Below are 17,285 nucleotides of genomic sequence, written 5' to 3'. Positions count from 1 at the left end.
AGTGGAACGATGTTGATGTAAACGATGGTTGGATGGCGTAATTATTAGGTGTAATTGCGTCCGGTGCCGAACGGAGATGCCCCGATGGCTGACCCCATGCTGTTCTGGTCGGCCTGGCATACCTTCCTGCAACGATTCAGCGCCGCTGCTTGGTGGTATCGAGAATGCAGAGCCGGCACGAGCAAGCTAAAGGGTTGTGTAGTTGGCCTGCTCCAGCTGAACTTCGCCAGCGCGTGAGGCATTCGATGTCCGAATTCAACGCGGCTCACCCTCCGGTCGGTATAGTAATTTGCGAGAATATTGCGCTTCGTCGACGGACAAACTGCGGTCGTTGCACAGGTGCCGCCGAATATTGTGGGCAGAGAACGAAGGTGGGTCGCCCCCAAAGTGGGCAATCAACCGAGGCGCTCTCGAACCTCGTCTCGGTCATCACGCGAGTCGTGGCTGATCAGAACTGTAGCCTCATCGTATAGCTTGTGCAAATCTGTACAAATGAGTTGTAATCCGTACGTTGCTTGAATTGCACTTTCTCCACTCTTGTACCAACTCCGTGCTCTCCCTTTGTCTCCCCGTCGCCAGTAGGCCATGGCCAACAGCAAGAGATCGAAACCACTGCTCTCGGAGCTGAGCTCAATCGATCTCTCTAACGCCTCGATCGCCGCGGGATAATCGCCGGCGCGATAATGCGCAGCGCCGAGGGTGTTCCAGTAGGCGGCTCGCTCGGGCGAGCTCTCGACGATTGACTGAGCAAGCTGAACCGCGATCGACGGATTCCGGTTCTCCACGTCCAGAGAGCTCGCCAAGAGCCAGGCCATGTTGTTTTGCCCATCGGCCAGGTTATTTCGGTACTCGCAGCAGGCGGGAAATTGGGTCGTCAGTTCCGTCCACAAATCCAGGGCGTGATTCCAAGCCATTTGCGCCTCTCGAACTCGGCCATGATTCTTCAAAAACCTGCCAAGGGCTTCATAGCTCAGCGCCAGATCGCGACTGTGCTCGGAGTCTTCAGGATGATCCAGGACCCGCTGGCTCTGGAGTTGGACGGCGTCAAGAAGAAGGTTCTCGTCCTCACGGGCCCCCTCCATCGTGTCCGGGGCGTCTCGGAGGTCGACGCCAGCAGTGGGCCTCCGATTCCCGAGCGCCGTCAGGCCTCCGATGACCATGGTATAGATTGGATTAATCATCCCGTTCATCAGGCAATCGATCGAGTAGAGCGCGATCAAAACCGCCAGAACGGCGGTCGGTGCGACATTGGGTTCGAGCCATCGACACACCGGGTACCGCCACAGCAGGAGTGCCAGCGGCATTAGCATGAACATATTGATTGACACAAGGCCCACGAAACCATGATTCCCCAGAGCGATGATCCAGAGACCATCGGTGATTGAGATATCTCGACCCTGTTCGTCATACACCCGCGCACGGCCCCAGCCGCCCCACCCAAAGAGCGGTCTCTGAAGGGCTTTGGAGATTAGCATGTTCTCGTTATCCAAACGAAACTGGAGCGACTGTTCGCGGTCAACGCCAACAGTGGCCCGGCTCAAGCTCACCAGTTCGGATCCAGACCAGAGGCCAGTGGCGCGGGTGTATGAGTAGAGCGGAGTAATCGCTAGCAGGATTAGCACCGGGATTCGTGATTTCGACCACTTGATCGCAATGAAGATCGCGACTCCCGCGGCCAGTAATACTAGAGTCCCGGTCGATTTGCAGAGGATTGTCGTCATCGTCAGGGCGAGCAGGTAGTGTCCGAACCCCACTCCCCACACCCGCCTTATCGTTCCGGTCGCCCACAGCCAGAAGCCTGCAAGTGAGGCCGCAGCCATCCACATCCCGACTTCGAGTCCATGTTGCATGAAGACTTGTGGGCGGTAACCACCGTATCGCATCGTCTGTGCGAAGCTGTGGGGATTGAATCCGTAGACAGTCGCATGCAACTGCGGACTCATTCGAATTTCCCACAGGCACAGCGGAATGTAGACGAGGCCACCGACGATAATTCCGGTCGCCAACTGCCTCAGGCCATCGAGATCACCGAAGTAAGACTTCCCAACCAGATATGGCAGGCCCCAAGTCATGCACTGGTCGACTGAACCCGACAGCCCGTCGTAGACTCCCAGCCCGTTTGAGACCGATGAGGCGAACGGGCAGAGGCACCACGCAAGCATCGGCAGGTCGATCCAATGAGGACGCAGTCCCAACAGCCGCGCACTGTCAAAGATCAGCATGCCCAGTAACAGGCCCATTGTCGTCGACGTGGTCTTCGTATAATCCGGCAGACCCATGAGTGGAAACCCCACCACCGGTAGAAACAGCCAGGCAGCGATGGGCGCGATGAGTGCAGCACGCATCGGCCCGACGCGGCCGAAGAGCGCGAGGACGACCGGGATCCAGGCCAGCATAATCAAGGGGACGACGACACTCATTCGGTCCGTACCAACGTTTGGGCCTTCTCAAGGACCCTTTTCAAAGCCGCCTCGAACTGATCGGTGGCATTCTCCCAGGTATACCGAGCGGCGGTGACGAACGCGGTCTCGGACATTGCTTTCCACCGCTCATCGCTGAGACCTACAATCCTCTCGACCCCCCGCGCCATTGATTCAGGATCTTCGGCGGCCACGAGGATGCCGCCTCCCCCCGACAATAGTTCTGGTGCGACGCCTGCTGGGGTCCCGATCACCGGGGTCCGGCATGCCATTGCCTCGAGAATCGGCAACCCGAATCCCTCACTACGGCTGCCGAAAAGCAGGGCATCGCACCTGGCGTAGATCTCTCTCAATTCGTGCTGGAGTGGCTTAAGGTGATATTCAGTCAGCGGCGGAAGGGGAAGCCAAGCAGAAGGAGGCTCGGTGCCGAAGGCCACCAGGCGCAGGTCTGCATTCCGCTGTTTGCTGAGATCGAAGGCCCGAAGGCTGATGTCGCAGCCTTTGAAGTCGGCCGTCGCATACATCAATCCCACGGTTGGCGTCGGGTTCTTGCCGCGAGGCGGCGCGTGGAAAAGATCGTGATCGACAGCATTTGAGACGAGCGAGACGTCATGATCGTCGTAACGTTCCCGAGCCAGATCAACGAGCCATTGTGCGACCGCGATCTTGTGCAGAGGTAGCCGCCAGGTCGCCTCGACTCGATCGATCGGCAGGTAAGAAAACGTCTCGTGATGCTGGACAAAGTAGACCTGCGCCCCTTTTCGGGGCGAAAGTTCAGCAACCCACTCGGCTGTCTCCCACCAAGTCGCGATGACAACATCAGCATCGGGCAGGTCAGCGTCGACGATTGGCCGCCACCGTTCGAGAATCTGGATTTCGACATCGGTATCGTTGAAATGGGTGGGATCCATCAACGTCGCCCTGTTCTTTGCCCAACCACGGCCTCGAGCAAGATCTCGAATGGTCTGACGAAGGGTTGGACCACGTGGCGGGGGTGTCACGACGACGACCTCATGTCCGCGACGACGCAGCCTATCCGCATAGATGGCGATGACCCGGATACCACCGCACAGATTGAGCCCCGGCAGAATAAAAGTGATTCGCATTGAAAATCCGCCCCGGAATGAGTGGACATTGGTTTGCCTTCAGCAGACCGAAAGCGTTGAGCCAATTAGACGCATGTTTAATGTTAAGGATTACATGATGCTTTTATGTAATGCCTTTCATTCCATGGCACGTCGGGCAATAAGCCAGCTTGTTCCCACAAACAAGTAGACCATCAGGGCGACCGTTCGGGTCAGTCTCAGGATCGGCTACGTGAAGATAGATCCCAGCAATCGAACCGTTCGATTCAGTGTCAATTCCGGCACCGTAGATTGAGACGCTTCCTCGTCCAAACCCGCATTAAACGAACGGTAAAAGCCTCCCAGCAATCGACTTTGTGATCGCATGTTATCTTGAATTAGCGGATGGACTTGCGATAGGCAAGCGACGTGTCAGCGATCACGTCATGAACATGCGACACCAATGGCTTCCACAGCCACCTTGCTAGCCAGGTGGCCCGACTCCTACCCGGTTCCACATCCTGCTTGACTTGCACACCTCGCGAGTCAGCGGGCGAGAGCGAAATCACATCGCTGACGATCGCTATGGTAGCCACGCCTCATCAATCCACGGAATGGCCAGTTTATCGCTGAAACTGTGTGTGTCATCTCATGGCCTGCCTATTTATGATATTTCAATAACCCCTCTGAGAACAGTAGAGGACCCGCCACGTTTCGATCGAGAAAGGGGCCCGGCGGAGTGCCGCCCAGGCATATTTTCTAGCGGTGGGGACGTGTCCTCCTCCCAGGGCGGCCCAGGCCCACTTTCGATAGTAAGCCGACACCGAGAAATCCGATGGCCCGTCCTGATGGAGGATCGTCTGAGTGGTCAGCCCTCGCCGTTTCCATGCTTCGAGAAGGACAGATTCTCTCACGCGATTCTGCAACTCCTGCTTCGTATGACAAATCGACGAAAGGTGTCGGCGCATCTTCAAGAGGGTATCCGGGACATTGGCAAGTCGGCCGCGTTCCGCCAATCGAAGAAAGAGGTCGAGATCCTCGCAGGTCTCCGACTCCAGGCGGTAGCCCTGGACGGCTAGTACCGCTGTCCGACGTGCCATGAGAGCTGGATGAGCGATTTCCTGATGCCCCTCAAGTTGTCGCTTGTCGATTTCCTCGTGATCGAGGGGGAAGTTCCAGGTGTCAAGTGACGCCCCATCCTTATCGATCGAAAGTACCATGCAACCAACGGCGAGGCATTCGGGATGATTTTTAAGATAATCCAATTGTATGGCGAAGCGACTAGGCAATGAGATGTCGTCGGCATCCATGCGGGCAATAAACTCGCCCGATGCTACGGCCAATCCATCGTTCAAAGCCCCCACGATCCCGGTATTGGGCCGGCCGATCACGCGTATCCGAGAGTCCCTCGTCGCGTAGTGGCGGAGAAGGTGGATTGATCGGTCGGTTGATCCATCATCGATAATGATGAACTCGAAATTGTCGAAAGTCTGTGTCAGGATGCTCTCGACTGCCTCCGCCACGTAAGGCTCCGCGTTGTAGACGGGCATCACGACCGAAATCGTCGGTGTAGGAGTCATGTCGTTCCCCAAGGTTAGCGCTCCCTAACCTGCGTTGATTGAGATTTAAGGACTCGCACCCTCGAAGTATCCCGGAGCTTGAAGACGATCAACCATGCCGACTTCGCATTCCACAGTTGTTTATACGCGATTCATGTAAATTGATTGAATACCCAAAAGCCACTTGTGCAAAAATTTAACCAGCCGGCGATCATAGACTTTGAAGTATGGTTCTGAATATCGGTGTAATCGTGACCACTGACTTTCACAAATTATGAAGTGATTAGCTGCGCTAATTTGCTAGCTTCTGTGCTTGCGCAATGCCGCTCGGCGACGAGGGCCGCTCCGGCGTGACCCATTCGGTCCAACTCGACGATGTCAGTGGCTAACGCCTGCTGCATCGCCTCGGCCAGCGCCTTGACCGACCCGGGTGGCACCAGCCAGCCATTGACTCCTGGGTGGACCAGTTCCGGTATCCCCGCGATATAGGTGCTAATCACCGGGCGGCGCAGGGCAAGCGCCTCCATCAAGACCACAGGGAGCCCCTCGGCGAAACTCGGTTGGACGAGGCCTCGAGCGGCCAGAATCTCTCGGCGGACCTCGCTTGGTCCCATCAACCCGGTGATCCGCACCCGATCCGATAGATCGAGCCGGTCGATGAGCTTTTCGATCACCCTCCGCATCGGTCCGTCACCTACGAGCACGAGTTCGCACGGCACGCCGCGGTCACGCAACAAGCCCACGGCCTGGACGAGCACAAGTTGACCCTTCTGTTCGGCGAACCTTCCGACGGATACGAACCGGGGCGTGTCGGCGACTGGTGTTGGGGGGGCCTCAATAAAATCCGCATTGACGCCGCAACGGATGATATGAATCTTGGACCAGTCGTCGGCGGCGGACCATCGATAAACTTGACTACGGGTATATTCGCTGATCGCGACGACAAACGAGGCGTGGTGTACTTTCACGTCGAGGGCTAACTGAGTCGGGATGTCAAACTCGGCTGATCCGTGAATCGTCAGGCTGAAGGGGATCTCGGCCAAGTGGGCGGCGAGCATGGCAACGGCCGCCACGCCCTCGCCGAAGTGATTATGAAGGTGTTCGACCCCCAATGATCGCAGCTTCCTCGCCAGAAAAGCACCTTCGAGAAGGTAAGCAAAGGGCCAAGACCTACCCTTCAAGCCCATGCTGCTGACCTGATTCGCTAGCCGAAATGCTGAAAAAAAACCGCGGGGTGATCGGGCCGTTTCACAGAGGCCCGCCCACGCCAAACTCGGAAGCCCAGAAGCAAGGATGTCGATCGTCGCGGCACGCTCCCGCGCAACTTCTTCTCCGATGATTTCGCTCGGTGAAGGCCTACGGATCGAAAACGTGTGCACGGTGTGGCCGAGTGCGCGCAGTTGGGCGACTTCGCCACGGATAAAGGTGTCACTGGCACGAGCATAGCTGCTTGTCAGGTAGGCGAGTGTCAGGTTTCTACGCATCGGTGATCACTCGTTCGGAGAAGTGTCGCGTGATCGGGGCCTCGATTGGGTCAGTCCCAACGATGTTCCTGGGCATGCCATAAGTGCGTTGAAGACAAGCCGCATAATCGAGACGAGGCCGCCAGTTCAGGATTTCGCGGGCCTTGCGGTTCGGAGAGCGAATCGGCTTGAAGCGGGCCTCGAAGCGGCAGGGGACAAGCAGGCTGGGAAGTTTGCCCTTGCCCGAGAAGAGCCTCTTGCTGATGAACGTCGCCAGGAGGGCTCCGAGATATCCCAGTTTGTAAGGAATCGGGATGCGGATGCCTTGCTCTCCTCTGGAGCGGAGATGATCGCCCAGATACCTCCAGGCGGAGACATCAGTCCCGTCGACGACGTTGAATGTCTCTCCCGAGGCACGCGAATCCTCGGCAGCTAGGACGAACATCTCTGCGCAATTTTCGACGTAAGTCAGCGGAATCCGTGCCAAGGGAGCAATGACCAGATGGAACCGTCCGAATCGCTGGCCTAAGCACGCGAGATACTCGTTGCCGCAGCCCCAGATGAAGCCGGGACGAAGGGTAACGAGATCCCATCCATGCTCCGCCGAGGCACGGCGGACGACTCGTTCCTGCCAAAGCTTCGCGATGGCGTATCCGTCACGGTCGTATAAATCAGGAGCCGACTCGACGGGTGAATCCTCAGTTAACTCCCCCCTGGTCACGCGCCAGTCGTAGATCGAAAAACTGCTCGCAAACACCAGGCGGCGTGTCTCGGTCGCCGCCATTGCGCCCAGGAGCCGCTCGGTCCCAACGACGGCCGCGGCGAGCTGCGCATCCTCGCCGCCCTGGACCGCGGCAGCTAAGTGAATGAGCGTATCGATCCCCTTGAAGGCGCCCGTCAGGTCGCCTGAAGCGCGAAGATCGGTACGGACGATCTCCACGGACGCGGGCCAATCCAGATTCCCTAGGTCGGTCGCTGGCCGGACCATGGCCCGGACGTCATGTCCCCGGTCCAGGAGAGTCCTCACGACCTGACGCCCAAGCAGACCGTTGGCTCCGGTAACGAGAACCCTCATGGTTGCGAGATCTCCACGGGTTTGAGATCGTCAATGAGATGGTTGACCTCGATCATCTGCTTTGGCGTGACCGGCGGAGTTCCGTCGTGTGCGATCGCATAATAGGTCTCCGCGATGAGGGTCCAGAGCCCTTCATAGGATGCCGCCCCGCCTTCGAGCTTACGCCACAGAGTCTTGTAGGCGGCGCGGCGTATCGTCTTGGCCTCATCCAGTGCGTCGCGTAGGGGACGCAACGGTTTGGGACCATCCCGGAGGCGATTGATCGTCAAACGCGTCTCGAAAAGATTCGCACTCGCATGCATCCGCTCTCCCTGGACGCGGACCCAAAACGCGTCAGGCTGTGAGCTGGCGCTGAACCCAAGGGTGGCAATTCCTCCCTCCGCGTCGACCAGGGCGCGAAACTCGTCGCTTGGCAACGGAGAACTCGATCTCTTGGTCCAGACGGTTCGAGCCGAACGATGGGATCCGACGAAGCAATGAGCGAGCGACGCCAGGTGTGGAAGGAAATCGGCGATCGCGCCCCCCGCCATTGAGAGGCAAGGGTGGGGCAGGTTCGGGTCCGCGAATGAGCTCCCCTTGCCGAGTATGTCAAGGCAGATGTCGATGTTGACTCCGGTCACCGCCCCGAGCTCCCCGTTCGCGATATACTCGAGAATCCGGATAATTTGCTCATTAAATAAATAGTTATAGTTTTCGACGATGGTGAGGTTGTTCTCCAACGCTCGGGAATTCAGCGCCGCCAGTTCGGTGAGAGTCGTTGTGATCGGCTTCTCGACGATGACATGCGCGCCAGCATCCAGGGCGTCCATCGTAAGGTGGAAGTGGGACGTCGGGGGAGTGGTTACGTGGACCACGTCGGGCCGTACTTCGGCAAGCAGGGCACGATGGTCGCGAAACCAGCGAGGAACTCCGAACCGCTCGGCGGCACACTCGGCGAGTCCCGGCGAGAGGTCGCACACCGCGGCGATTTCGACGTCGGGCAACTCGCGGAGACAGCGTAGATGCTGGCGAGCAATCTGGCCGGTGCCGATCAGTGCTGCCCTGAGTACTCGTTGCCTGGCATCGATCATGTCGAGTTTGCTCCCCTCAGCGAAGACCTGTGATCGATACGGCAGGTAATATTGTCAATCCGTGGTGAAGTCCCTGTTGACCATCGAGGCAATCGACGACTGAAGATGTTCTCAACTCGTGTCGGTTCTCTTGTCGGCAGGGCGGTTTCTGGCATGTCAGCAAGGGAGTATTCCCCGGGTGGCATTCATCCGCTCCCTGGGCTGCGACAACTCGGCTCCCGCCAGGTCCGCACCCACATCGAGGGCCTTCGGCCCAGCGCGACAGTGGTTTTCCATCCCATAAAGTAGGGAAGTGCCAGGAGACTGGCGAGATATCGGACTGGCAGGCGCATGACGAGGAGTGGGCTCAAGGTATAGGCCATCAAGGTGGCAGCCATCACGGCATGGGCAGGTCGCAACAGCCGCGACAGCGGCAGCAACCGCGGGTCGAGGACTGCCACAAGGTGGACGCTCGCTGCCAGGAGGAGGGCGGCGAACAATACAGACAGGGGCGGGAAAAACAATTCAATGACGTACAAACCCTTGCGGAAGGGCCCGATGTTGTGAGACCGCAGCAGAGGCCCAAGGACGCGCCTGCGCAGGGCCGTCCGGCCCACCTCCCAACGGCGACGCTGGGCCGAGGCGGCACTACCGCCCCGGGTCAGCATATCGGCCAGGACGCGGACATGAGGCTCGAAGTGAATCCGCTCGCCAGCCAGCCGCAACGTCCACGAGAACTCCAGGTCCTCGGCCAGACTATACGCCCGCCACGGCACCCGCGCTAGACCGGAGGTCGAGAAGCACATCCCGTTCCCGTTGAATGCGGCGCCGAGCCCGAGTTGCTCGAACCCCATCGGTCGCACGCCGTTGAACAGGCTGAATGCATAAGTCATCACCCGCGTCCGCCAGGAGGCGTCGGCGTTGCGAACAGTGTGGTAGCACTGGATCCAGTCCCAGCCCTTCGCCAGCCCAGATGCAAACGACTGGAGGATTCCTGGATCGACAACCGTGTCGGCGTCAACGATGACGACTGCGTCGTATTCACTCAACGGTCCCCGCTCAAAGAAATACTCCAGGGCATAACCCTTGCTTCGCTTGACCAAGTTGACCCGCTCGACGACCTCGGCCCCGGCCTCGCGGGCGACGAGGGCGGTTCCGTCCGAGCAGTTATCAGCGATGACGCAGACCGCGAACTGGGATTGGTCGTATTCGATAGCCCGGCAACTTTCCACCGTCGCCTGGATTGTCTCCTCCTCATCGTGAGCGGGGATGAGGATGAGGAATCGCGCTGTCGTCGGCACTTTCCTCCCCGAATGCGTCGCTGCGCTCGCCCGGATCAACACCGCCGCCGTGATGAGGCACAGCAATGAGAAGTAAGGAATCAGCCAAATTGACAGTGTTGCAAACAATAGCATCACGAGATTAATCATTAGCATCAACCTGTCATCAAGTACGACGGCACCGGAGCGGGCCCGGCCAGTGACACAAAACACCAACAGCCTGGAGAATCCTCCCCGCACGCATCCAGCGGCGAAGAAGAGGACATGCCTGGCCGGTAGTCCCGCGCTCGGGACGGCAAGTGAGGTGGCGGATACACCTGCTGACAGCGTCGAAACGATTCCCATTGATGAGGATAATCCTGAGGCAGAGCGTACCCATCGGATCATGGCCCTAATTCATGGGACTATCGGACTCGGGAGCCGGGCGTGCAAACTCGTCCGTGGTATGAATAGTTCCGCCTGCAAGAACGAGAGACGGCAATCGCCCAGATCGACTGCTCCTTGAGCCAGGGCCGTTTAGGATAAAGTGTCAGGTCGGTCTGCCAGTCCGGCTCGTGCACCGTCTCATCCCTTCGGTGGTGACTTCGCCAACCGGGGTCTTCATGGTGTGGCATGCTTATATTCGATAAGTCGTGCATGATGCCCTCTGGTAAGATCACACAAGTAGCGGATTTGACCGATCAATTCACCCCACTTCCCGATCATCGTCAGCATCCCGTATGAGATCGCAACCCGGTTGTCTTTGATTCTCGGACGAACTCTCGCCGCGATCCGGATCGACTGGAGTGCTGGGGCCAAGCTCAGGAGCCCCGCAGCCCAGATTCCAGCCATCGATCCACCGATCGAACCCGCAAGGCCTCCGGCTGCGGCTGTGACCAAGATCCACCCCACCGTCCAGAGCCGCGCGCTGTAGACCTGTCGCGCGAATGGCGCTGTCTTGCGATCGTGGGACCGCGTCACGACGTCCAGGCTTCCGTAGCCGCTACGGCACTGGCGCATCCACCATTGCCCGAAACGCGTCATCGCGATGTCGTGGCGAGCCATATCCGCCTCCAGTCGTACCACTTTCCATCCCTGCCCTCGGAGCCTGAGACACAACTCGGGTTCTTCTCCCGTCGGGATCGAGGGATCGAAGCCGCCAACAGCGCGGAAGGCGACGAGACGCATCATCGCGATTCCGCCGCATGCGTCGCTCTCGCCGATGGGCGTATCCCACTCCAGATCCGCAAGGCGGTTGTAGATCGAGCGTTCAGGGAACCGCTCACGCAGGCGTCCGCAGACGACCACCACATCGGGGCGAGCTTCCAATTCCTGGAGCCCCCGGTCGAGCCAGCCATCGACGACGAGACAGTCTCCGTCGACGAACTGGACGAAGTGGACGTGCGGGGCGAGTTGCAACAGGCCTTCGACGCCTGCGTTTCGCGCTCGTGCGGCCGTGAACGGCGTCGCGAGGTCCAGTACCACGACCTCGACTCCGAGCGCACGGGCCAGTGCAACGCTCCCGTCCGTCGAGCCCGAGTCGACATAGACGACCGGCCGGCCCGAATCAACAACCGACTCCAAGCAGCCACGAAGGCGCTCGCCTTCATTGCGTCCGATGATGACCACACCGAGACGAATCATGACGCCGTCTCCGAAGCGGCCGAAGGCCGGATCACGCGATGTGAACGACAGGAGCGGAGCAAGTTGTGGCGGACGAAGTCTCCGAGCAACCCGAAGGGATCGGTATCGGGTTTCCGCTGAACCACCCTTCGGACGCGGTACGACGCGAAACTCGAGGCCCAGGCGAGGTCGGTCAGCCACGTTGCGTATTTGCCCAGATATGTTTGGAAGTATCGCCGCCTGGAAGCGAACCAATAGGTTGGTTGGCGTTTCCGAGCAACGACGCCGGTTTCCACCCTGGTGCTCTGACCGACCAGATGCACCACCCGTGCCTCGGGGACAAACCAGCAGGGCCAGCCCGCCTGGGCGGCCCGTTTGCAGAAGTCGACCTCCTCGTAATACATGAAGTAGTCGGCATCGAGCAGCCCGACCGCGTCGAAAACCTCGCGGCGAACGAGCAGGCAGGCACCCGATACCCAATCGGTCCGACAAGCGACCTCGGGCACGGGGGGAGCGACCACCCAGCGGTGCAGCAACTTGGTCACCACGCCGAACCGCAGTCCGTTTTCAATCTCGCCCAGGACCGAGGGGAAGCGAAATGCCGACCGCTGGGGCGTGCCGTCGGGGTCCTCCAGGCGACTGCCGGCGATGCCGACCTCTGGCTTTGCTTCCATGAAATCGTAGAGAGTCCGCAGCGCACCGCCATGAACCACGGTGTCCGGATTCAGGAGGAGCACATAGTCGGGCGGGGCTGCCGCTTCGAGAGCAGGTTGAATCGCCGCGTTATTGCCAGCGGCAAACCCGCCATTGCGCTCGACGGGGAGGATCGACGCCCATCCCTCCCACAAATTCTCGACAATCGCGGCGACCAGGCGATCGACCGAGCCATCCCCAGACGCATTGTCGACCACGACGACTTGGATCCCGGGCAGCGAATCAACCTCGGCCTCGAGCGACCTGAGGCAGTCGGTGACGAGATCGGCGGTCCGATAATTGACAATCACGACGAGAATGCTCTTCGAAGTGCGGATCGTCATGGGATGCTCACTTCATATTGTTTTAGGTAGCCTCGCCGTCCAGGCGAATGATCGGACTCAGAACGTGCCGTCATCGAACGGCTCGCTCATCCTGTCTCGAACTCCTCGCGTTTCAACTCGAGGACATCTCCGGAGACGATCGGGCGTGCGGAGCGTTCTCCCTGGTTCCAGGATGCCAGGTCGTGCGCGATCATTCGCAGCAAGAACAAGGCGTTGCTGGCGTAGCGCGGTCCCAGACGCCTTGGCTCCAAGGACAGGCGGTAGGCCCACTCCATGGAAATCCGTTGGACCCAGAGGGGGGCCCGACGGACCCGGCCCGCGACGAAGTCGAGGCTGGCGCCGACCTGGACGCAGACGGGGACGCCGAGTCGTTCGAGGTGGCTGTCGATCCACAATTCCCCTTTGGGTTGCCCGAAGGCGACGAACAGCAGGTCCGGCTGGGCCTCGCGAATCCGGGCGATCAGACGATCGAATTCCTCCTCCTCGAGGTCGCGGTGGGGCGGGCAGGCCGTGCCGGCGACCCGAAGGCCCGGGTAGAGCGCCTCCAGGCGTCGGGCGGCCGCCTCGGCGACCCCCTCGGCCCCGCCCAGCAGGAAGGGCCTGAGCCCGCGCGCGGCGGCTTCCTCGCAGAGGTCGAAGATCAGATCCGAGCCGGCGACACGCTCGGGCAGCGGGGTCCGCTGCCAGCGCGAGGCCCAAACGATCGGGGCGCCATCAGCCAGGACGAAGGCCGCTCGCTCGTTGATCGAACCCAGTACGGGGTGCTGATGTGTCAGCATCGCGTAGTGGAGGTTGGCGGTGATGAAGTACGAGGGCCGGCCGGCTTCGGCGAGCGCCATGATGGCCTCGACCGCCTGCGGCCGAGTCATTGGAGTGAACGGGATCCCCCAGATTCGCACCGGTTTGCTCATCGCCGGGCCCCCATGATCATGGCACCAAGGAGGACCGGGGCGGGGCGCGAGGGGACTGGGGCGGCCGGTGCGTTCTCGAAGAGCCAGCTCAGCCAGGCGAGTTCCAGGCCGACCATGAGCATGGCCAGTGGCATCATGAGCCAACCTGCGGCATCGTGGGCGAAGGCATGTCCGGCTTCCGACCCGAAGTATTGATAGCACCAAGCCGTCGCCGCGATCCGCGTCACGTTGCAGAGCAGGGCGATCGGCACGATGCTACCGAGCAGCACAAGACGATTCCGAAGGCCGAAGGGGAAGACCAGGATGATCGCGCAAATCGACGCGGACAGACTGGCGAGCATCGCGAGGCCGCTGCAGGCGCGGGCCACCTCGAGGCGCTCGGGCCCGCAGTGGATCACATTCCCCTCAATGAGGACCCAGGTCCCCGTCGCCCGCAGAAGCGAGCAACTCCCCCGCGCGGCGAGTCGCTGCAGCGGGAGCGACAGCTTGGCATCGAGTTGGCCGGGAATCGTGAGCATGAAGGTGAGGAAGGCGACCGCTGGCCAGAGCCGCCGCAAGGTCGAGAATCCTCCGCATGTCCAGACGAGCGCGGCCACGACGGGGACGAGCGTGGCGGTCTCCAACCAGTATTCTCCCGACTGGTAGGACCACGCCCGGATGGCCAGGATCAGGACCAGGGGCATCACCCCCCAAGGCGTTGGCCGCGGCGACTGGTCGTCGGGGCCTGGCCACAGTCGCCAGGCGATCAGCAGGGCGATCGGAACGACGAGGATCCCGTGCGAATAGTCAGGGTTGGTCGTCCACGACTTGAGGAGTTCGTCAAGATTTGCGCGATAAGACCAGGCAAGCGTCACCGCCACTCCCAGCGTGATCGCCAACGTCCGGGTTGAAGGACGCGCGGCTCCGGGTGCCAGTTGTGGGGGGGGAGATGTGCTCAATTTGTTCATGATCGCACCTCGCGGCTTTGGCGGTCCGTCAGATTGGATTCTCGGGGCCAGTCCTCATTCTGGGCGGGATCGACGTCACTTTCCGGCGGTCTGGTAGGGAATCCGCAAAACGTTCAAGCCCCGTGACCCTCAACCGCCGTTGGGATGATCTTCGCGGAGTGAAGGTGTTCGATTCGGATAGGAATATTGCCCATATCGCGAGCCGGTCACCGGGATGCCGTTGAGGGCGATGCCCAGCACTGGGATGTGGGCGGTGACGAGCAACTGCTGGGCCTTCTCAAGAAGTGCCGTGCGGCTCGCGTCGTGTCGGGTCGCCAGGATGGCCCCGTCGACATAGCGGCCAATGGTGAGGGCATCGGGCACCGGCAACAGCGGTGGCGTATCAATAATGATCATATCGAAGCGGCTCCGGAGCCGATTCAGGACCTCGCGGAACTGTCGGCCTTGGAGCAAACGGCCGGGGCCTTCGAGCGACAAGCCGGCGGTCAGCAGTTGGCAGCCGGGTAGCGGGAGCCCCACGATCGCGTCCTCGACGGCGATCAGCCCACGCAGCACGTCGCTGAGGCCCGGCGAATCGGGAACGTCGAGGATTTGCCCCAGGTTGGAGCGACGCAGGTCGGCGTCGATCAGGAGCGTTGAGAGCCCGGCATCAGCGCATCGGGCCGCCAGTTGGAGCGAGAGCGTCGTCTTTCCTTCGCCGATTCCGGCGCTGGTGATCATCAAGCAACGGACCCGCCCAGGGCCCTCGGCGTCGCAAAGCGCGACCCGCATGTGGTCAATCCGGTTGGCGAACAATTCGAGCTGTTCGCCGGAATCGAGCGACCTGCCGAACCTCCGCAGGCGAGGCGCGGGGCCGGGACTGGGCAGAGGCGGGACCGGGAATACCTCGACCCGTGCGAGCCTCGACAAGACGTCCGGGCAATCGACCCTGCCGGCGTGCAGTTCCAGCGCCGTTGTGAGCCCGATCAGGCCGGCCAGTACGGCGAACGGGATGATCATCAGGAGCTTGGGCCGCTTGTCCGACGCCGCGAGCGCCGAGGGCTTGGCTTCGTCGATCCGGAGGACCCGGCTGTGTCCCCGCGACTCGAACCGCAACGCCTCCAGCCGCTTGTTGACCTCGGCGAGCATGCCCTGGACTTGCTCCAAGTCGGACCGGACGAGTGCCACCTTGACCGTGTCGGTCCCCTGTTGTTGGTTGTCGACCTTGAGCTGATCGATCATCGCCTGGAGCTTGGCCCGCGTCGACCGCAGGGTAGCGACCTTCAGACTCGCTTCCTCGAGCGACGGCCCCGCCGATTGTCCGGGCATCACGCTGGGACCCGCCACGAGCCACTGTGCCTTCTTGGCCTTATAGAGCCGCTCGAAGTGCTCTTTGAGCTCCCTGTGATTGGCCCGATATCGCACCGAGGCCGGATCGTTCAAAGGATCACGAGCTAACCGCGCGACCCCGGCCAATCTCTGGCGGACTTTCTCGATCTGTTCTGCCAGATCGTTCAACTCGGGGTCTTGCCGTGGGTCGAACTCCGAAGTCGCGGCCAGCCTGGGTGACCGGCTGCGGGCATCAACCTGGGATTCCGCCTCGGCCAGTTCCAACTCGGCCTGGATGAGTTGACCGCGGAGCTGCCGATATTCTTCGACGCTGACGGTCGAGCGAGTGAGCGCCGACGGGCGGTTCTCGATGCTCCGCCCCTGAGCGTCGACACCGGCCGGCGGTAAGGAACCCGAGGGCTCAACGTTCCACTTTGCCGCCAGTTCGAGCCATTCCCGCTTCCACGCCTCGAGTTGACTCTGCAGATTCCCCTGAAACTCGGTCAGGCGCTGGATCTGTTTGCGTGAGAGGCTCTCGGACCACTCCGCATCAGCGCTCAGGTAGGCATCGACGATCGCGTTGACGATTCCGGCGGCCTCCACCGACGAGCCGGAGTCCATCGCGACCTGGATCAGGGCCGTCCTGGGAACGATTTTGATGTCCAGCGCCTTCCGCAGTGAAGCCACCGGGTCGGGCGAGTCTCGGACGATCGGAAAGCCGGCGATCTTCGCGTCGGCCGCGGCCGCCAGCAACACATTGGTGCTGGTGATCAACTGCACCTGGGTCTCGAGGGGGCTCTCGTTCTGGGCCTGTGTGTGCGTGCCAAGACTCCCAAAGGGGTCGGCGACCAACTGGTCGACCCGCAACAGGCTCTCCGCCCGGTAGGTCGGCTTCATCTTGAAATAGACGAAGCCGGCCAAGGAGCCACTGCAGAGTGCCCAGAGCGGCAAGAGGAGCCACCAGGACCGCAGAACTCCCCGAGCGACAATGTGGAAGAGTGACCGCGATCCGCCCACTCCCGCACGGCCCGGTTCGGCCGGAGACACCCTGAGACGGACGGGCCGTGCGTCTCGGAACTCGATAGACTTCGCGGCGTCGCGAGTATCCATTAAGCCACTCTCATGTCGGCGGATATCTCAAGCTCGTGATTACGAAAGGGATCTTCGTCGACCCCGGTTACGAGCCTGGGATTCCGGACTTCGGGAGGACTGAGACAAATGCAAAGCAGTGGATTGCGCAGGTCACGGCTCGATCGCACTACCCGGGACAGTCTACTGACGTGTCAATGGAATTGTCAAATCCCAATCTCACTGATACACGATTCCGTTGTTTATAATCCACCTCTTATGGACTCGGTTTTCCAAAAACGTAAGTTGGATTGCGATATATGGGTGGGAAGCAGCGTTGGGATTTCTATTGGTTTGATGGCTGTGAACCACGCTGATTATTTTATCCAAGGTTGGCAAAGCCGGCGACTCTCAGGGTACGATCCTCGCTCGGGCTGGGTGGAGCACGCCCTGCGGGCGACGATGACAGCTCGTTGTGATGATGGGCACGGTGGAGCGAGAC

Annotated in this window: 12 protein-coding genes; all 12 read right to left on the bottom strand. The window is 60.6% G+C overall.

Translation table 11 applies throughout. The features are described from left to right. Window positions 1-395: 395 nt before the first annotated feature. The 12 genes from V5E97_RS35190 to V5E97_RS35135 all read right to left on the bottom strand — a co-directional run bounded on the left by V5E97_RS35190 (window position 396) and on the right by V5E97_RS35135 (window position 16,825). Window positions 396-2,420, bottom strand: coding sequence for a tetratricopeptide repeat protein (locus V5E97_RS35190; RefSeq protein ID WP_406696203.1), 2,025 nt, complete (start codon window positions 2,418-2,420; stop codon window positions 396-398). Next, complete coding sequence (locus V5E97_RS35185; RefSeq protein ID WP_406696202.1) at window positions 2,417-3,331, bottom strand: glycosyltransferase family 4 protein; 915 nt, start codon at window positions 3,329-3,331, stop codon at window positions 2,417-2,419. The genes V5E97_RS35190 and V5E97_RS35185 overlap by 4 nt, the downstream gene beginning before the upstream one ends. 827 nt (window positions 3,332-4,158) lie before the next feature. Next, the gene (locus V5E97_RS35180; protein ID WP_406696201.1) at window positions 4,159-5,064 is read right to left on the bottom strand and encodes a glycosyltransferase family 2 protein; all 906 of its coding nucleotides are present in this window, start codon (window positions 5,062-5,064) and stop codon (window positions 4,159-4,161) included. A gap of 251 nt (window positions 5,065-5,315) precedes the next feature. Continuing rightward, window positions 5,316-6,527, bottom strand: a complete 1,212-nt coding sequence (locus tag V5E97_RS35175; protein ID WP_406696200.1) for a glycosyltransferase — start codon at window positions 6,525-6,527, stop codon at window positions 5,316-5,318. Beyond that, window positions 6,520-7,581, bottom strand: coding sequence for an NAD-dependent epimerase/dehydratase family protein (locus V5E97_RS35170; RefSeq protein ID WP_406696199.1), 1,062 nt, complete (start codon window positions 7,579-7,581; stop codon window positions 6,520-6,522). The genes V5E97_RS35175 and V5E97_RS35170 overlap by 8 nt, the downstream gene beginning before the upstream one ends. Further along, window positions 7,578-8,651: a Gfo/Idh/MocA family protein gene (locus tag V5E97_RS35165; protein ID WP_406696198.1), complete on the bottom strand. Its 1,074-nt coding sequence runs from the start codon at window positions 8,649-8,651 to the stop codon at window positions 7,578-7,580. The genes V5E97_RS35170 and V5E97_RS35165 overlap by 4 nt, the downstream gene beginning before the upstream one ends. 185 nt (window positions 8,652-8,836) lie before the next feature. Continuing rightward, window positions 8,837-9,931 (bottom strand): glycosyltransferase family 2 protein, encoded by a 1,095-nt coding sequence (locus V5E97_RS35160; RefSeq protein WP_406696197.1) that lies wholly within the window; start codon window positions 9,929-9,931, stop codon window positions 8,837-8,839. Window positions 9,932-10,510: 579 nt separating this feature from the next. After that, a complete protein-coding gene (locus V5E97_RS35155) occupies window positions 10,511-11,533 on the bottom strand; it encodes a glycosyltransferase (protein ID WP_406696196.1) in 1,023 nt (340 codons plus the stop codon). Further along, window positions 11,530-12,549: a glycosyltransferase family 2 protein gene (locus tag V5E97_RS35150; RefSeq protein ID WP_406696195.1), complete on the bottom strand. Its 1,020-nt coding sequence runs from the start codon at window positions 12,547-12,549 to the stop codon at window positions 11,530-11,532. The genes V5E97_RS35155 and V5E97_RS35150 overlap by 4 nt, the downstream gene beginning before the upstream one ends. 86 nt (window positions 12,550-12,635) lie before the next feature. Further along, a complete protein-coding gene (locus V5E97_RS35145) occupies window positions 12,636-13,460 on the bottom strand; it encodes a WecB/TagA/CpsF family glycosyltransferase (protein ID WP_406696194.1) in 825 nt (274 codons plus the stop codon). Beyond that, the gene (locus V5E97_RS35140) at window positions 13,457-14,407 is read right to left on the bottom strand and encodes an exosortase/archaeosortase family protein (protein ID WP_406696193.1); all 951 of its coding nucleotides are present in this window, start codon (window positions 14,405-14,407) and stop codon (window positions 13,457-13,459) included. The genes V5E97_RS35145 and V5E97_RS35140 overlap by 4 nt, the downstream gene beginning before the upstream one ends. Window positions 14,408-14,536: 129 nt before the next feature. Beyond that, window positions 14,537-16,825: an exopolysaccharide transport family protein gene (locus tag V5E97_RS35135; RefSeq protein ID WP_406696192.1), complete on the bottom strand. Its 2,289-nt coding sequence runs from the start codon at window positions 16,823-16,825 to the stop codon at window positions 14,537-14,539. Between the last annotated feature and the right edge of the window lie 460 nt (window positions 16,826-17,285).

The organism is Singulisphaera photorubra (assembly GCF_045290345.1).
GTDB lineage: Bacteria > Planctomycetota > Planctomycetia > Isosphaerales > Isosphaeraceae > Singulisphaera.
The sequence above is the reverse complement of the archived record's forward strand: the minus strand, read 5'-3'. Positions and strand labels throughout refer to the sequence as shown.